Source organism: Stenotrophomonas sp. AN71, from assembly GCF_050435725.1.
Taxonomy (GTDB): domain Bacteria; phylum Pseudomonadota; class Gammaproteobacteria; order Xanthomonadales; family Xanthomonadaceae; genus Stenotrophomonas.
Genome location: NZ_JBNDKU010000002.1, coordinates 448,583 through 464,239 on the forward strand (window position 1 = coordinate 448,583; position 15,657 = coordinate 464,239).

General features: G+C 69.0%; 14 protein-coding genes. All 14 read right to left on the bottom strand.

Annotated features, from left to right (window positions below):
* Window positions 1-88: 88 nt before the first annotated feature.
* Window positions 89-3,427: an ankyrin repeat domain-containing protein gene (locus tag ABH900_RS05785; RefSeq protein WP_429621945.1), complete on the bottom strand. Its 3,339-nt coding sequence runs from the start codon at window positions 3,425-3,427 to the stop codon at window positions 89-91.
* A complete protein-coding gene (locus ABH900_RS05790; RefSeq protein WP_429621946.1) occupies window positions 3,420-3,680 on the bottom strand; it encodes a YcgL domain-containing protein in 261 nt (86 codons plus the stop codon). The genes ABH900_RS05785 and ABH900_RS05790 overlap by 8 nt, the downstream gene beginning before the upstream one ends.
* 160 nt (window positions 3,681-3,840) lie before the next feature.
* Complete coding sequence (locus tag ABH900_RS05795; protein ID WP_429621947.1) at window positions 3,841-4,281, bottom strand: excinuclease ATPase subunit; 441 nt, start codon at window positions 4,279-4,281, stop codon at window positions 3,841-3,843.
* Window positions 4,282-4,335: 54 nt separating this feature from the next.
* Entirely contained in the window at window positions 4,336-5,574 is a 1,239-nt protein-coding gene (locus tag ABH900_RS05800) for a beta-ketoacyl-ACP synthase (RefSeq protein ID WP_429621948.1), read from the bottom strand.
* Window positions 5,574-6,305 (bottom strand): 3-ketoacyl-ACP reductase FabG2, encoded by a 732-nt coding sequence (locus ABH900_RS05805; protein WP_429621949.1) that lies wholly within the window; start codon window positions 6,303-6,305, stop codon window positions 5,574-5,576. Before ABH900_RS05805 ends, ABH900_RS05800 begins: the two co-directional genes overlap by 1 nt.
* Entirely contained in the window at window positions 6,302-6,757 is a 456-nt protein-coding gene (locus tag ABH900_RS05810) for a hypothetical protein (protein WP_429621950.1), read from the bottom strand. Before ABH900_RS05810 ends, ABH900_RS05805 begins: the two co-directional genes overlap by 4 nt.
* Window positions 6,754-7,938, bottom strand: coding sequence for a beta-ketoacyl-ACP synthase (locus ABH900_RS05815; RefSeq protein ID WP_429621951.1), 1,185 nt, complete (start codon window positions 7,936-7,938; stop codon window positions 6,754-6,756). The genes ABH900_RS05810 and ABH900_RS05815 overlap by 4 nt, the downstream gene beginning before the upstream one ends.
* On the bottom strand, window positions 7,935-8,492 hold the full coding sequence (locus ABH900_RS05820) for a DUF3261 domain-containing protein (protein WP_429621952.1): 558 nt from the start codon (window positions 8,490-8,492) through the stop codon (window positions 7,935-7,937). The genes ABH900_RS05815 and ABH900_RS05820 overlap by 4 nt, the downstream gene beginning before the upstream one ends.
* Window positions 8,480-9,730: an NAD(P)/FAD-dependent oxidoreductase gene (locus ABH900_RS05825; RefSeq protein ID WP_429621953.1), complete on the bottom strand. Its 1,251-nt coding sequence runs from the start codon at window positions 9,728-9,730 to the stop codon at window positions 8,480-8,482. Before ABH900_RS05825 ends, ABH900_RS05820 begins: the two co-directional genes overlap by 13 nt.
* Before the next feature lie 53 nt (window positions 9,731-9,783).
* Complete coding sequence (locus ABH900_RS05830; RefSeq protein WP_429621954.1) at window positions 9,784-12,153, bottom strand: MMPL family transporter; 2,370 nt, start codon at window positions 12,151-12,153, stop codon at window positions 9,784-9,786.
* A complete protein-coding gene (locus ABH900_RS05835) occupies window positions 12,131-12,760 on the bottom strand; it encodes an outer membrane lipoprotein carrier protein LolA (RefSeq protein WP_429621955.1) in 630 nt (209 codons plus the stop codon). The genes ABH900_RS05830 and ABH900_RS05835 overlap by 23 nt, the downstream gene beginning before the upstream one ends.
* Entirely contained in the window at window positions 12,757-13,188 is a 432-nt protein-coding gene (locus ABH900_RS05840; RefSeq protein WP_429621956.1) for an acyl-CoA thioesterase, read from the bottom strand. Before ABH900_RS05840 ends, ABH900_RS05835 begins: the two co-directional genes overlap by 4 nt.
* Window positions 13,175-14,725, bottom strand: coding sequence for an HAL/PAL/TAL family ammonia-lyase (locus ABH900_RS05845; protein ID WP_429621957.1), 1,551 nt, complete (start codon window positions 14,723-14,725; stop codon window positions 13,175-13,177). The genes ABH900_RS05840 and ABH900_RS05845 overlap by 14 nt, the downstream gene beginning before the upstream one ends.
* Window positions 14,715-15,656 (bottom strand): acyltransferase, encoded by a 942-nt coding sequence (locus tag ABH900_RS05850; protein ID WP_429621958.1) that lies wholly within the window; start codon window positions 15,654-15,656, stop codon window positions 14,715-14,717. The genes ABH900_RS05845 and ABH900_RS05850 overlap by 11 nt, the downstream gene beginning before the upstream one ends.
* Window position 15,657: the final 1 nt, after the last annotated feature.

Here is a 15,657-nt window from a genome sequence, read left to right on the forward strand (position 1 = left end):
GGCCCACGGTCGGCACCCACACGAAGCAGGATCCAACGGTATTGGGGTCAGATCCCTTTCCATTGGAAAGGGATCTGACCCCGGATCCTCAGCCGTTGTCGCGCAGGAACCGCGCCATCGACGAAACACCCGGCACGCGCGGTTCGAACTCACCGGCCACATCGATGAAACCACGCATCACCGCGATTTCGCGCGGGCTGCGGTTGAGGCTGTCACGCACCTCCGGATCGGCACCGGCGCGCAGCAGGCGCTGCACCAGCAGCGGCAGGCCGTGAAGCGCCGCGAGATGCAACGGGCCGAAGCCGCGCGGATCGCGCACCTCCAGACTTACATCTTCATCCAGCAGGCGCTCCACCGCCGCCATCACCACCTGTTCGTCGCAGGCGGTGCCCGGCTCGGCGCGCGCGCCCAGCAGCAGCAGCAGCGGCGTGACCGAACCAGCAGCGGCCTGGTCTGGTTCGGCCCCCGCCAGCAGCAGGGTGTCGAGCAGCGCCAGCAGGCGCGAGCGGTCGCGCGCACTGAAGCCATACAGCGCAGCGCAATGCAGCGGACCGAGCTGCTGTGCATCGCCAGCATGCACATCGGCACCGGCGGTGAGCAGGCGCGCGACGATGTCCGGCAGACCCAGCGCCGAGGCCAGCATCAGCACGGTCACACCGCCCGGCAGGCGATGTTCCAGCTTCGCGCCGGCATCGAGCAGGGCCGAAACGATATCCACCTGGCGCATGCTGACGGCGGCCGACAGCGGTGTCGCACCACTGGCAGCGGCATGCTGCGGATCGGCGCCACGCGCCAGCAGCAGGTCGGTCACCGCCAGATGGCCGCCACCGGCCGCACGCAGCAGCGCAGTGCAGCCCTGTGCATCGACGGCGTCGACGGCGAATCCCAGGTCGATCAGGCGGCGTACCGCATCGACGTCGCCGGCCATCGCGGCGGCCGGCAGATCGGCCTCGCGCAGGGTGCGGCGCGGCAACGGCCACACCCGCCAGTCCAGCCAGTCGGCCAGATCGCGGCGGCCGATCGACAGCGCTACGCCCAGCGGCGTCTGGCCATCGGCGGCACGCGCTTCCGGCGAAGCACCGTGTTGCACCAGCAGCTTCAGCGCGCCCTCGCGGGCCAGCGCGGTGGCCAGGTGCAAGGCGGTCATGCCATGGCTGTCGCGTGCTTCACGATCGACGCCCACCTTGAGCAGGGCCTGCTGCAGGCGCAGCCAGCCCAGACGCACCGCCAGCGACAGCGGCGGGTCGCCGGCCGGCGAGGCCGCGAACGGGTCGGCGCCGCGTTCCAGCAGTTCCAGCGCCAGCTGTTCCAGGCCACGGGCGGCCTGGTCGTGCTGTGCGCAGGCGGCGAGGAATCGCGCCAGGCCGCCACGGCCGGCCGGCGACAGGCCACGCTGCAGCATCACCTGCAGTGCCGGTACCGCATCGATGCCGCGTGACAGCAGGGCGAACATCGGCGTGTCGGAGCAGGCATCGCGGACATAGGGATCGGCGCCGTGGCCCAGCAGCCAATCGACCGCGCGCGGCTCCAGCGCCAGCTCCGGGTCCAGCAGCAGGCCACCCAGTTCTTCCGGCTGGCACAGCCTGGCCAGCGCCGCCATGCCTTCGGTGTTGCCGAAGCCCAGCGCTTCGCGCAGCAGGGTCAGCGGCGGGCGGTCCGGCAGCAGACCGCTGGCACTGGCCGCTTCGCCACGCTCGGCCAGGCCATCGCTGACTGCCGCCGGCAACGGATAGGACGGATCCAGCAGGGCAACGATCGCCCAGCGACCGGCTTCAGCGGCGTAGTCCACCGCGCGGCGGCCGGCCGGATCGGTGGCATCGGCGGCAATGCCCAGATCCACCAGGCGCTTGATCAGCAAGGGCGAGACATCCTCGGCCATCGCTGCCAGCTGCACGGCGTTGCGGCCGTCGCCGTCCACCGCAGCCAGGTCGGGCTTGTGCGGCAGCAGGTGTTCGACCACGCCCGCACGACCGGCACGCGCTGCTTCCAGCCACGGTGTGCGCCCCAGCGCGTCACGTGCTTCAAGGTTGGCACCGGCGCCGAGCAGCACGCCGATGATCTCCACGTGGCCAGCCAGTGCCGCCTCGTGCAGCGCACTGCGGCGCTGGCGATCACGGGCATCGGCCCGTGCCTTGTGCTTGAGCAGCAGCTGCACGCCGGCCGGGTCGTCGTCCTCGGTGGCGGCAGCGGCCAGCAGCACCGGGGTGCCATCGGCCGGTTCACTGCGTGCGCCGCGTTCGAGCAGGAAGCGGGCCAGACGCCAGTTGCCGACCTGGCAGGCCACTGCCAGCGGCGACCAGCCATCGCGGTTCAGTGCATCGACTTCGGCGGCGGCATCACGCAGCAGCGCGGCCACACCCGGGTCGGAGCTGCGCGCGGCATGGTGCAGCGGCGTGTTGCCATCGCTGTCGGTGGCGCGCGAATCGGCACCATTGGCCAGCAGGGTCATCACCGCTTCGGGGCGGCCATGCCAGCTGTCCCGGGTCGCAGCCAGCAGTGGGGTCATGCCCCGGTGCGGCGCATTCACGTCGACACCGCGGGCGATCAGTTCGCGCAGCAGGCGCAGGTCCGGCAGCACCGCGGCCAGCACCGCCAGGCTGCGCTGGTCGCGCCAGTTCGGGTCTGGCAGTGCATAGGGATCAGCACTGGCCTGCAGCAGCTGCAGGGCGCGATCGATACGGCCATGGCGCGCGGCTTCATACAGCGCCGGGGTCAGCTCCTGAGGTGCCATCGCCTCCAGCGGCACGGTTTCGGCCACGGCGGAGAACATCGGCTCGTGCGCGCCGTCGGCGGTGGCCAGCGGGCCCGGGCGCAGCGACGGCAGCGGTGCCGGCGCCACCCGCTGCAGCAGCAGGTGCAGCACGGGCGACAACAGTACTCCTGCCAGCGCAGCAGGCCAGCGTGCGCTTTCCGGCAGCAGGCCCGGCCAGGCCGGCAGCACGACCAGCGCCGCCAGCGCGATCACCAGCGCGGCCACGCCCAGGCCACGCCAGGCGGTCAGGTCGCGCCCGGCCAGCGCCTGCCAGTGCTGGGCGAGGCTGCCATCGAGGCGTTCGACATCGTTCCAGAGCGGCCAGGTGCGCCAGGCTGCCAGCAGGCCGGCGCTGACCAGCACGCTCAGGCCAAGCACGGCCGCCAGGCTGCCGCTGTCGCGCAGCGCGGCCAGCGGCCACGCCAGCAGCAGCGCCAGCAGCAGAGGAGCCGCCAGCCACAGCGCCAGCAGCGCGGGCAGATCCTGACGCGCAACCACCTTCAGCGGCAACAGCGCGCGGCTGCGCCGCCACCACGAGACGCCCAGCGCGAACGCCGGCTGCGCGAGTGCGGCAAGCAGGGCCCCGCTGACGCCGCCCACGGCGGCGCCCAGCGCCAGAACCGCGCCAACGGCGAAGGCGACCGACAGGGCGCGCGGACGCGAGGGGTCAGTCATAGTGTCGCGGCATCAGGCTGGCCACCGACGGTGGCACCTGCAGGTAGAACCCGCGCTCGCTCATTTCGCTGCGGACCTTGTCCGGGTCGGCCTGGGCCAGGCGGCGCCCGGCATCCAGGGCAACGTCCAGGACGAAGGTGAGCGTCCCCAGCGACGTGAGCAGCGGCGCGGGCAGCGCGCTGAAATCATCGCGTCGGGGAACGTAGACGAAGGTGTCCGGCTTGAGTTGGCTTTTATAGACGTAGGCGTGCATGTCCGCGGGACGATAACCCGGGAAGAGCCATGATTGTGTCGGAAAGCCGACACCGGGGAAAGCCGTCAGCCGACGATGGCGGCGTGATCGACGGCGTTTCCCCGGCGGGGTTCAGCAATGTGGCGGCGGCGTTCAGCCAGCGCCACCGCCCTGCGGGCGCTTACTTGACCTTGGCGTAGGTACCCTTCAGCGCGACACCGGCAAGGATGGCGCCGGCGTAGCACTCATAGTTGGTGCTGCTCTTGAACTCGTTCTTCTTGTAGTAGCTGACGATGTCGACCACCGCGTTGGCACCGCGCGACCTGGCACCATCCTGCAGCGCGCGCAGCGCCGACAGCGCGACCCAGCGGCAGGCCTCGGCATCGCTCTTGTTGGCGGCGTTGGTCTTCTTGTTGGTCACGTCTTCGCCCAGGCGCTGCTGCACGCTGACCGGCTGGCCGGCCAGGTAGAAACGCACGCTGCCGTCGATGCCGGCATCCCTGGCGGCCTGCGAACTGACCAGTTCCTGCAGGGACTGCTCGACGCGGGTGTCGCGGGCAGAGGCGGTGGAGGTCAGGGCCAGCAGCGCGGTGGCAGTGGCGATCATCAGGGTACGGCGCATCGGAACATCTCCTTGTCGAGGGTGCGGGTAGGTGCGGGAACAGGGGGCGGTGGATCACTCGCTCCAGCGGCGGAACACCAGCGAGGTGTTGATGCCGCCGAAGGCGAAGTTGTTGCTCATCACGTACTCGGCCTGCAGATCGCGGCCCTGCCCGGTGATGAAGTCCAGCTGGCCGCAGCGCGGGTCGACCTCGGCCAGGTTCAGGGTCGGCGCGAACCAGCCGGCGCGCATCATCTGGATGCTCAGCCAGGCCTCGAACGCGCCACAGGCACCCAGCATGTGGCCGACGTAGCTCTTCAGCGAGCTGATCGGCACGCGGTTGCCGAACACCTGCGCGGTGGCCTGGGTCTCGGCGATGTCACCGTGGTCGGTGGCGGTGCCATGGGCGTTGACGTAGTCGATCTGCGCAGCGTCCAGGCCGGCGTCCTCCAACGCCAGGCGCATGGCCTGGGCCATGGTGTCGGCGCTGGGCTGGGTGACGTGCTGGCCATCGCTGTTGGTGCCGTAGCCGACCACCTCGGCAAGAATGGTGGCGCCACGCGCCTGCGCATGCTCCAGGTCTTCCAGGATCAGCGTGCAGGCACCTTCACCCAGCACCAGGCCATCGCGGCCGGCATCGAACGGGCGCGGCGTGGTCTGCGGTGCATCGTTGCGCACGCTGGTGGCGAACAGGGTGTCGAACACTGCGGCGGCGGTGGCGTCGAGCTGCTCGGCGCCGCCGGCGACCATCACCGTCTGCTTGCCGCTGCGGATTGCTTCATAGGCCGCACCCACGCCCTGGCTGCCCGAGGTGCAGGCACTGGAGGTGGTGTAGACGCGCCCGGACAGGCCGAAGAACACACCGATGTTGACCGGTGCGGTGTGGCTCATCATCTTCAGGTAGGTGGTGGCGCTGATGCCTTCGGTGGTGAACTCGTTGAGCATGCGCCCGAACTCACCGGTCGCCTCGTGGCTGCCCGACGAGGAACCGTAGGCCACGCCGGTACGGCCACTGCGCAGCACCGGGTGCTCATGCAGACCGGCTTCGCGCAGTGCCACCTCGGTGGCGCGCACCGACATGATCGCGACCTTGCCCATCGAACGGGTGGTCTTGCGGTTGTAGTTCGGCGGCAGCTCGAAGTCCTGCGCCGGCGCGGCCAGCTTGGTATTCAGCCCGGCGTAGACGTCCCACTCGGGCATCGCGCGCACCGCGTTGCGGCAGCTGCGCAGGTGCGCCTCGATGGTCGGCCAGTCATGACCGAGCGGACTGATGGCGGCGGCACCGGTGACCACCACGCGACGGTCGGCGGCCATCAGAGCATGCCCCCGTTCACCGAGATCACCTGACGGGTGATGTAGCCGGCCGGCTCGGACAGCAGGAACGCCACGGTGGCGGCCACTTCGTCGGGACGGCCGACGCGGCCGGCGGGAATCAGCTTGAGCGCGTGTTCGATCACTTCATCGTTGAGCATTTCGGTCTCGATCAGGCCCGGGGCCACGCAATTGACGGTGATCTGGCGGCTGGCCAGTTCCAGCGCCAGCGCCTTGGTGGCACCGATGATGCCGGCCTTGGCAGCGCTGTAGTTGACCTGCCCGCGGTTGCCGGCCAGCCCGGACACCGACGACAGGGTGACGATGCGGCCCGGTTTGCGCCGCCGCACCATCGGCATGATCAACGGGTGCAGCACGTTGTAGAAGCCATCCAGATTGGTGTGGATGACCTGGTCCCAATCGTCCGCTGACAGCGCCGGGAAGGCGCCGTCGCGGGCGATGCCGGCATTGCAGACCACCCCGTAGTACGCGCCATGCGCTTCGACATCGGCCTCCAGCACGGCGCGTGCATCCTCGCGGTCGGCCACGTCGAACATCAGCACGCGGGCCTGCTGGCCCAATGCATGGATCTCGGCCATCACGGCCTGTGCCTCGTCCAGGCGGCTGCGGCAATGCACCACCACGTCGAAGCCATCACGCGCGATGCGCAGCGCAATGGCCCGGCCGATGCCCCGGCTGGCGCCGGTCACCAGCACGCTTCGATTCCCTGTCATGCCTGTCCACTCTCCAGATAGGCCATCGCATCGGCCGGTTCGAACACCGACACGTTGGCTGTCGCCCATTCGTCCTCGCCCGCCAGGATGCGGCAGGCGAACATCCCCAAACCATTGTCACCCAACAGCTCGCAGCGCGCCTGTACGCGCAGGCGGGAACCGCTGGGAAAACCACTGCGCTGGCTGCTGTAACGGCGGCTGCCCAGCAGGAAGCCCAGCTGCGGCGGCTTGCCGGCTGCGCGTGCACGGCAACCGGCCCAGGCCGCGATGGCCTGCGCCATGTACTCGATGCCAACCCACGCCGGAACCTCGCCAGCCTCGACGAACAGCCCGGCCTCGGGCACCACCAGCTCGGCTTCGATGGCGTCCTGGTCCCAGTGCGTGATGCGTTCCAGCAGGCACATGTCCTGGCGGTGCGGTACCACGTCTTCGATCGCGTACAGCGTGTTCATCGACGCTCCAGCGCCAGCACGGCATTGCTGCCGCCGAAGGCGAACGAATTGCTCAGCACCCGCCGCGGCGGCTGCGCCAGGCGGGTGCCGGGCGCGACCAGCGGCAGCACCGGCAGTGCGGGGTCGGCGACGCCGTCCCACCAGTGGGGCGGCAACTGCTGCTGCGGGTTTTCAGCCAGCAGCATCCAGCACAACGCCGCCTCGATCGCGCCCGAGGCGCCCAGCGTATGCCCGGTCAACGGCTTGGTCGAACTGGCCGGCACACCGTTGCCCAGCACCTGCCAGACCGCCAGGCTCTCCATGGCATCGTTGTGGCCGGTGGCGGTGCCGTGCAGGTTCACGTAGTCCACCTCATCGGCCGCCCAACCGGCGCGCATCAGCGCCTGCTGCAGGGCGTCGATGGCGCCCAGGCCCTGCGGGTCGGGGGCGGACATGTGGTGCGCGTCGGCCGACTCGCCCCAGCCGGCCAGGCATACCGGGCCAGGCTCGCGGGTGAGCAGGAACAACGCGGCCCCCTCGCCGATGTTGATGCCGGCGCGGTGCTGCGAGAACGGATTGCAGCGCAGCGCCGACACTGATTCCAATGCACTGAAGCCGGCTACGGTGAAGCGGCACAGCGAATCGGCACCCCCGGCGATCACCGCATCGACGATGCCGGCGCGCAGCATGCGTGCGGCCGACATCAGTGCCTTCGCGCTGGACGAGCAGGCGGTGGAAAGGGTCCATGCAGGGCCCTGCGCGCCACTACGCTGGCGCACGAACTGCGCGGCGGTGCCCATTTCCTGCTGGGCGTAATCGAATCCCTGCGGCCATTGGCCCTGCTCGGCGTGGGTCCGCAGTGCCTGCTCGGATTCACCGATGCCCGAGGTGCTGGTGCCCAGCACCACCGCCACACGCTCGGCGCCATGCCGGGCGATCGCCGCGGCTACCGCCGGTGCGATCTGCGCCAGTGCCACATCCAGCAGTGCGTTGTTGCGCCCGCGCAGAGCCACCGGCAGGTCATCCAGCGCCGGCAGCGGCGTGCGCACTTCGCCCAGCGCCAGGGTGCGGCCCGGCAGCAGGCTGTCGTTGTCGCTGAGCCCGCCTGGCGCGTCGGCGAACAGCGCCGACGCCACCGCGGCGCGACCCTCGCCGAGCGCACAGACCACACCCAGGTCGTTCAGGTAGATCGGTGCGCTCATCGGTCCTGCCCGGCCATGTCGATCGATTCGATGCGCAGCGCATAGCCTTCGGCACGGTTGTCCAGCTGCACGCTGCCATCGTCCAGGCGCTGCAGCTGCAACCACACCGTGCCATCGCGCGACAGGCTGCGCTGATGGCCATCATCACTGACCTGCCAGCCGGCCGGCAACGCGGCGGCGATGGCGGCAGTCGGCCACAGCGCAAACTGCAGGTCGTCCAGCACACGCTCGGCGCGTACCTGCGGCGGCAGCCACGGAGCGCGCTGCTGGGTCAGCTGCTGGCCATCCCATTGCAGGCGCACACCGGTCTGGCCCATCGCCTGCACCGCCAGCTGTACCTGCTGCGCATCGGCTTCCAGCAGCGCATCGAGGTCGCGTTCATGGCTGCCGAAGCGGAAATGCAGCTGCTGCTGCAACGCCAGCGGCGCCGGCAGGCTGGCCGGCGACAGGCGCAGCGGCGGTAGTTCCACCTGCGGCTTCGGCATGCGGCCGGCACAGGCCGTCACCAGCACGCACAGCAGCAGCGCCGCGATCCGGGCCATCAAACGCTGCACAGTTCCTCCAGCACGCGCATGCGGCGGCCACTCTCGTCGGCCACGTACGGGTTGTTGGTGTCCCAGGCATAGCCGGCCAGGATGGAACTGATCATGTTGCGCACTTCAGGCTGCTGCTGCGGGTGGTAGATGATCTTCTGGAACCCGCCCTGGTACCAGCTTTCCACGAAACGGCGGAAGGTCTTCACGCCGGCACGCAGCGGGGTCGAGAACTCCGTCTCCCAATCCACCACTTCCCCGGCGTAGCGCCGCTTGAGGCAGTCGCTGGCCAGCTGCGCGGACTTGAAGGCGATGGTCACGCCGGAGGAGAACACCGGATCGAGGAATTCGCCGGCGTTGCCCAGCAGCGCATAGCCCGGGCCCCACAGCGAGCTGACATTGGCCGAATAGCCGGTGATGCGGCGCACCGGCAACACAGCCCATTCGGCGTTGGCCAGCAGCCCGGTCAGGTTCGGATCCTCGCCGACGATGGCCTGCAGCTTCTGCAGATCATCGCCCTCGTAGCGCTCGAAGAACGACGGTTCGGCGACCACGCCCAGCGAGCAGCAGCCGTTGGAAAACGGAATCGTCCAGTACCAGACATCGATGTGCTCGGGATGGGTGGTGATCAGGATCTTGTTGCGGTCGAAGTCCGCTTCAGCCGGGATGTTGTCGCGCACATGGCAGAAGATCGCGCCGCGCACGGGGAAATTGGACGGCGATTCCAGCTGCAGCAAACGTGGCAGCAGGCGTGCGAAGCCTGAGGCATCGAGAATGAAATCGGCCTCGATGCGGTACTCGCTGCCATCCGGGCGGCGCACGTTCACCGCGGGCTGTTCACCGGGTTCGACCGACAGCACCTCGTCGCCGAAGCGCAGCGTGGCGCCCATGCGCTCGGCGCCGCGTGCCAGCACGTTGTCGAAGTCGGCGCGCTGCACCTGGTAGGTGGTGCCCCAGCCCGGCGAGAACTTCTTCCTGAAATCGAACGTAGTGCGCGCCTCGCCATGCACGAAGGCGGCGCCGTTCTTGTGCTGGAAGCCGGCTTCGACCACGTCCTGCAGCAGGCCGGCCGCTTCGATGTACTCCATGCTCTGCGGCAGCAGGCTCTCGCCGATGGAGAAGCGCGGGAACTGCTGTCGTTCCAGCATCAGCACCTGGCGGCCCTGCTGGCGCAGCATGGCCGCGGCCACGGAACCGGCGGGCCCGGCGCCGATGATCAGGATCTCGGTACGTTCGACAGCGTCCACAGCGGTATTCATCGGTGCGTCCTTGTTGCTCGATCAAGTGGAAAGAAAAAAGCCGGAAGGCAGAATCAGGCCGAAGGCAGGTCGTGCGGCGGTGGCCGGAACAGGGGCGAGATCAGCCAGACCAGGCCGATGCCGAACAGCAGGGTCAGGCCAAAGGCGCGCAACGCCGGGGTCTGCGACAGGCCCAGCAGGCCGAACGACAGCCAGGTACTGGCCGCGCCCACGCACACCGCCAACCAGGCGCTGGCGTCACCACGGTGCTCGATCAGGAAGATGCCGTAGTCGATGCCCATGCCCAGCAGCAGCATCAGCGCCAGCACGTTGAACAGCTGCAGCGGCTGGCCGAACAGGCCCAGCAGGCCCAGGGTCAACGCACTGGCAATCAGGGTCGGCGCGAACACGCGCCAGGCCTGTCGGCGGTAGCGCAGCCACAGCGCACCGAACACCAGCACGATGCCCACCAGCAGCAGCCCGCCCATCAACTTGCGGTAGTGGCCCAGCAGCTGCGAGAAGTCGGCGGTGCGGTCAACCCAGCGCACGCCCGGCAGGCCTTCGGCTGCGCCCCGCAGGGTCGTCAGTGCGTCGGCGCGTGACAGGTCATCGACCATCACCACGCTGATCATCTGCCCACCGACCTCGCCCACCCACAGGTGGCGGAACGGCTGCGAGGCCGGTGACGCCAGGAACGCCTCGGCGGTCAGCGGCGTGGCGGCGAAGTCCGGGCGCGGCAACGGCTCACCGACGGCTTCGGACACTGCGTCCAGCACGCCGGGTTCCACCTTCGCGGTCAACGCGGCGTCGGCCTGCTGGCGTGCCGGCGACGGCAGCCAGTCGCTGATCGCACGATAGCCGCCGATGCGCTGGTCACCGGCCAGCGCGCGCAGGCGCCCGGTCAGCGCCTCCTCGCGCTGCAGCAGCTGCGCCGCATCGGCACCCTGCACCAGGTAGAACTGCGCCGGGCTGGGCATGCCCAGCAGCTGGCTCAGGCGGATCTGCTGGGCCATCAAGGCCGGTGGCGAAGACTGCAGGCTGCGCAGGTCGTCGTTGCTGTGCAGGCGCGTGATGCCAATGGCGGAGATCGCCAGTGCAGCCAGCACGAACACCGTCACCGGTCGCGTGCCGTGCAGACGCGGGAAGCGTTCCAGCGTGTTGCCCAGCCACTGCGCGAAGCGGGTGGTACGGATCTCGCCACCGTCCAGCCACGGGAACCAGAAGATCACCGTGAGGAAGGCAGCGGCCAGGCCGACCACCGAGAACAACGCCATCTGCCGCAGGCCGGGGAACGGCGCCAGGCCCAGTGCCAGGTAGGCCAGCGCGCTGGTCAGCAGGGCAAGCCATAGACCGGGCAACAGGTGTCGCAGCAGTTTCCAGCGGCGATCAGCCGGCTCGGCCTGACGCGAAGCGAACCAGTGAATGCCATAGTCCTCGGCCACGCCCACCAGCGACGCACCGAACACCAGGGTCAGCACGTGCACCTTGCCGAACACCAGCACGGTGGCCGCCAGCGCGACGCCGCAACCGATCAACAGTGAAGCAGCAACCAGCAGGATCGGCCGCAGGGAACGGAACGCCAGCCACACCAGCAGCAGCACCGCCGCCAGCGAACCCCAGCCGATGGTGTTGATCTCCCGGTTGGCCTGCACCGCAGCCGCCTCAGCGTGCAGCGGCACACCGGCATGCAGGATTTCCAGTTCCGGCGCAGCCGCCTTGGCGGCCTGACCGGCCCGTTCGAGCAGGCCATCGAGATGACGCTCGCCGTCGAGCTGGAACGCCGAACCGGCCGTATCGAACTGCAGCGCCGCCCAATGCCTGCCTTCGGCTTCGAGCAGCCCGTCATCGCCCAGCCGCAGACCCGACCCCTGTGCCTGCTGCTGCCACCACTGCGGCCACAGCGACAGCGGGTCCTGCCGCCAGTCGGTCAGGCGCGGCGCACCCATCGGGCCATACAGCGCGGCCAGTGCCTGTCCGGCCAGCGCGCCCGGTTCGGTGTGCTGCAGTTGGTCACGCTGGGCCGGGGTCAGCAGGCGGTCGCGGTACGGCGCGTAGAACGCGCGCGCCTCATCGAACCAGCCTTCGATCGAGCCACTGGGCACCAGCAACGCGCTGTCGGCATCCGCGGCCATGGCCGCGGCGAAGGCCGCCTGCGCACGCTTGGCGGCGACACTGTCCTTGCTGCCGAGCAGCACCACCACCTGCCGCGAACTGCCATCGGCAATGCGCCGGGTGACGTCGCTGAGCAGGCGATCGTGCGCGTCCTGCGGCAGCAGGGCGAGAATGTCGGTGTCGATCCGCGATTCCTGGCTCCACAGGCGCCACTGCTGCACGCCCAGCACCAGCAGCAGCACCAGCCAGGCGATGCCCAGCCAATGCCACCAGCGCCGCAACCGGTCCGGTGCGTTCAACGCCACGGCGTCACTCAAAGCGGCGCGCCTCATCGGGGTTCAGCGTGGCCGGGGCCTCGCTCAACGCGCTGAACTGGATCTGCGTGCGGTCCGTGTTGGCCTCAACGATCTCGACCTGGCGCACGTAACGGTCACCCTGCAGCGTCAGCGACTGGAACGCCTTGGCCAACATCGCCGACTTCGGTGTCAGGCGCAGTCGCCAGCCCTGCCCTTCACGGCTGGCAGCAACATTGAACTGGCTGGACAGTGCCTGCACGTCGCCACTCATCAGCGCGAACATGATCGCGTTCACCGAACGCATCGCCGGCTGCTGCCGCGCATCAAGCTCGACGCGGGTGCTGCCGTCGCGCTGGCGGCTGAGGATGCGGTCGGCGGTGACCACCACCTCGGACGGGAACGGCTTGAGCGTGGTCCAGATCACACCGTGCTGGCGCGCGACCACGAACCGGCCCTGCGAGCGCAGTGGATTCTTGAAGCCACTGACCTGCTTTTCCTGGCTGAACTGGCCACGCAGCACGTCCGGGCGTGCTACCGCCTGGGTGATCGCATCGATGGCGGGGTCAGCCGCCTGCACCAGCGGCGCGGCCACCAGCAGCAGCGCGCACAGCAGTACGCTCGAAAGACGGGCAAGCAAATTCATGGCGCAGGCACTCCCAGGCGCTCCCACAGCACCGGCGGGCACTGGTACAGCATTTCCTTGCTGGCCGCGTCCACCGCGACCTGGATGGTCATCGCGCGGGTCAGTACCTGGCCGCTTTCCGCGTCAAGGATTTCGTACTCGATCTTCAGGCGGTTCTCCCATTCCACGATGCGCGCGACCACGCGCAGGGCCTGGTTGAACAGCAGCGGGCGCACGTACTTCACCCGCGCGTCGACCACCGGCCACAGGTAGCCCGATTCGAGCATCTGCGGGTAGTCGTAGTCGTAGCGGGCGAGCAGCGCGCAGCGCGCGATCTCGAAATACTTGAAATAGTTGCCATGCCAGACCACGTTCATCGGATCGCAGTCATGGAAGGCCGGAGTCAGCGCGATCTCGCCAGCCCGTTCGATTGCCTCATTCACCGACATACAGCTCCCAGCGTTGCGCGCGGATCTCCACCAGCAGTTCCCGCAGTTCGCGATCCAGCGCGCGGTCTTCTTCAACCAGGGCGATGCGCTGCCCCAGATCGGCGTACATGTCGGCCAGACTGCCATGCAGCTGCGCGTTCAGGCCAACCCGTTCGCGCAGCGCCAGGCCCTGGCGGGCGGCGACCAGCATCGCCGCCACCACCTGTTCAGTCAGCTCGATCACGCGCAGGCAGTCACGCGCGGCAATGGTGCCCATGCTGACCTTGTCCTGGTTATGGCATTCGGTGGAACGCGAGAACACGCTGGCCGGCATGGTCTGCTTCAGCGCTTCGGCGGTCCAGGCCGACACGCTGATCTGCAGTGCCTTCAGGCCATGATTGATGGCCGCGCGCGGGCCGGTGGCCGCCGACAGGTTGGCCGGCAGGCCATGGTTGTAGCGCGCGTCGACCACCAGTGCCAGCTGGCGGTCGAGCAGATCGGCAACGTTGGCCACGGTGTTCTTCAGGGTGTCCATCGCCAGCGCGATGTGGCCCCCGTAGAAGTGGCCGCCATGCAGGATCCGCTCGCCGTCGGCATCGATCAGCGGATTGTCGTTGGCGCTGTTCAGTTCGGTTTCGATCAGCTGGCGCAGGAACGGCAGGCTGTCCTCCAGCACGCCGATCACGTGCGGCGCGCAGCGCAGCGAATAGCGATCCTGCAGGCGCTGTTCATTGCGCGGCGGACGCTCGCTGTGCAGGTCACTGCGCAGGCGTGCGGCGATGCGGCCCTGGCCCGGGTGTGGCTTGGCCGCGAACAGGGTTTCGTCAAAGTGATGCGCATTGCCATCACTGGCCAGCACATTGAACGCAGTCAGGCGCGTGGCCATGCGGGACAGATAATCGGCACGCTGCCAGGCCAGGCAGGCCAGGCCGGTCATCACGGCGGTGCCGTTCATGATCGCCAGGCCTTCCTTCGGCCGCAGCTTCAGCGGGGTCATGCCGATCTTCGCCAGCACCTCGGCCGCCGGCTGCACGCGGCCGTCGTGCAGCACGTCGCGCTCGCCGCACAGCACTGCCGCCACGTAGGACAGCGGGGTCAGGTCACCGCTGGCACCCACCGAGCCTTCGGCCGGAATCAGCGGCAGCACATCGTGCTGCAGCAGCGTGGCCAGGCCTTCCAGCAGCGGCACGCTGACACCGGACATGCCACGCACCAGCGAGGCCAGGCGTGCGGCCAGCACCGCACGGGTTTCGACCGGGTCCAGGTAGCGGCCCAGCCCGCAGCCATGATAGGTGTAGAGGTGGTGTGGCAGTTCGGCCACCAGCGCCGGCGGGATGTTCACCGTGCACGAGTCACCGTAGCCGGTGGTCACGCCGTAGATCACCCCGTCCTCGCGCAGCAGGCGGTCGAGGAAGTCGGCACCGCGCTGGATGTGCGCGCGGAACGCCGGCACGTCGCTCAGCGCGGCCTCGCACTGGCGCTGGGCCAGAGCAACCACGTCTTCGATGGTCAACGGTGCATCGCCAAAGCGGCACACGGGTACGGCGTCAGTCGTCATGCGGAGCCTGATCCCAGAAGGGGAAGAAATTGAACCAGTCCAACGGGGACTGGATGACCTGGAGTTCCAGCCAGCGCGCGAATCGCTGTGCCTGTTCGGCCAGCGCCGCGTCGCGCGAGCCACGCGGCAGCACGATGCGTTCGGCGAACTGTTCAAAGGCCACGCGATAGCCCCCGCCCTCGTGCAGGCAGGACATCGTGTAGACCGGGCAGCCCAGTGCGGCTGCAAGTACATAGGCACCGATCGGGAACGGCGCGCGATGGCCAAGGAAGTCGGCGGTGACGCTGCGGCCGCCCTGCACCGGTGTACGGTCGCCAACGATGGCGACGAAGCCACCCGCCGCCACGCGCTCGGCCAGCATCACCGCCGTGGCCGGCCCCATTTCCGTCACCTGCACCAGTTCCACCGCCGCCAGCGGGTCCAGTCGCTGCAGCAGGCGGTTGAAGCGCTGCGCATGCGCGGTGTGCACCAGCACGGTGATGCGGAACCCCGGCACCTGTTCGGCCAGCACCTGGCACAGTTCCAGGCAGCCGATGTGCGCGGTGAGGATCAGCCCACCTTCGCGGCGCGCGATCTTCTCCAGGACCAGGTCGCGATGCAGGTGGATGCGTTCGGCCGGATAGCGCCCGCCCAGGCCGAGGATCTTGTCCAGCATCGTATCGGCGAAGGCGAAGAAGTGGCGCAGGCTGTCACGCCGGGTCGGTGCGCGGCCCAGCACGCCGCTGTGCGCCTGCAGGCGCTGCAGGTACTGCATCGAGGCCCGGCGGCCTACACGGTTGCCCAGCCAGTGGCAGGTCACCACCGGCCACACGCACAGGCGGAATGGCCAGCGCCCGAACCAGCGGTGCACCCAGCACAGGAACAGCACACCGGCCACCGACGTGGATTCGCCGATGTCCGCCCAGTGCGGTGCGTCCTGCGTGCGCGCCATC

Coding starts and splice junctions, on each gene's coding strand:
- ABH900_RS05785 (WP_429621945.1), bottom strand. CDS start 3,427: ATGACTGACCCCTCGCGTCCGCGCGCCCTGTCGGTCGCCTTCGCCGTT.
- ABH900_RS05790 (WP_429621946.1), bottom strand. CDS start 3,680: ATGCACGCCTACGTCTATAAAAGCCAACTCAAGCCGGACACCTTCGTC.
- ABH900_RS05795 (WP_429621947.1), bottom strand. CDS start 4,281: ATGCGCCGTACCCTGATGATCGCCACTGCCACCGCGCTGCTGGCCCTG.
- ABH900_RS05800 (WP_429621948.1), bottom strand. CDS start 5,574: ATGGCCGCCGACCGTCGCGTGGTGGTCACCGGTGCCGCCGCCATCAGT.
- ABH900_RS05805 (WP_429621949.1), bottom strand. CDS start 6,305: ATGACAGGGAATCGAAGCGTGCTGGTGACCGGCGCCAGCCGGGGCATC.
- ABH900_RS05810 (WP_429621950.1), bottom strand. CDS start 6,757: ATGAACACGCTGTACGCGATCGAAGACGTGGTACCGCACCGCCAGGAC.
- ABH900_RS05815 (WP_429621951.1), bottom strand. CDS start 7,938: ATGAGCGCACCGATCTACCTGAACGACCTGGGTGTGGTCTGTGCGCTC.
- ABH900_RS05825 (WP_429621953.1), bottom strand. CDS start 9,730: ATGAATACCGCTGTGGACGCTGTCGAACGTACCGAGATCCTGATCATC.
- ABH900_RS05830 (WP_429621954.1), bottom strand. CDS start 12,153: ATGAGGCGCGCCGCTTTGAGTGACGCCGTGGCGTTGAACGCACCGGAC.
- ABH900_RS05835 (WP_429621955.1), bottom strand. CDS start 12,760: ATGAATTTGCTTGCCCGTCTTTCGAGCGTACTGCTGTGCGCGCTGCTG.
- ABH900_RS05840 (WP_429621956.1), bottom strand. CDS start 13,188: ATGTCGGTGAATGAGGCAATCGAACGGGCTGGCGAGATCGCGCTGACT.
- ABH900_RS05845 (WP_429621957.1), bottom strand. CDS start 14,725: ATGACGACTGACGCCGTACCCGTGTGCCGCTTTGGCGATGCACCGTTG.
- ABH900_RS05850 (WP_429621958.1), bottom strand. CDS start 15,656: ATGGCGCGCACGCAGGACGCACCGCACTGGGCGGACATCGGCGAATCC.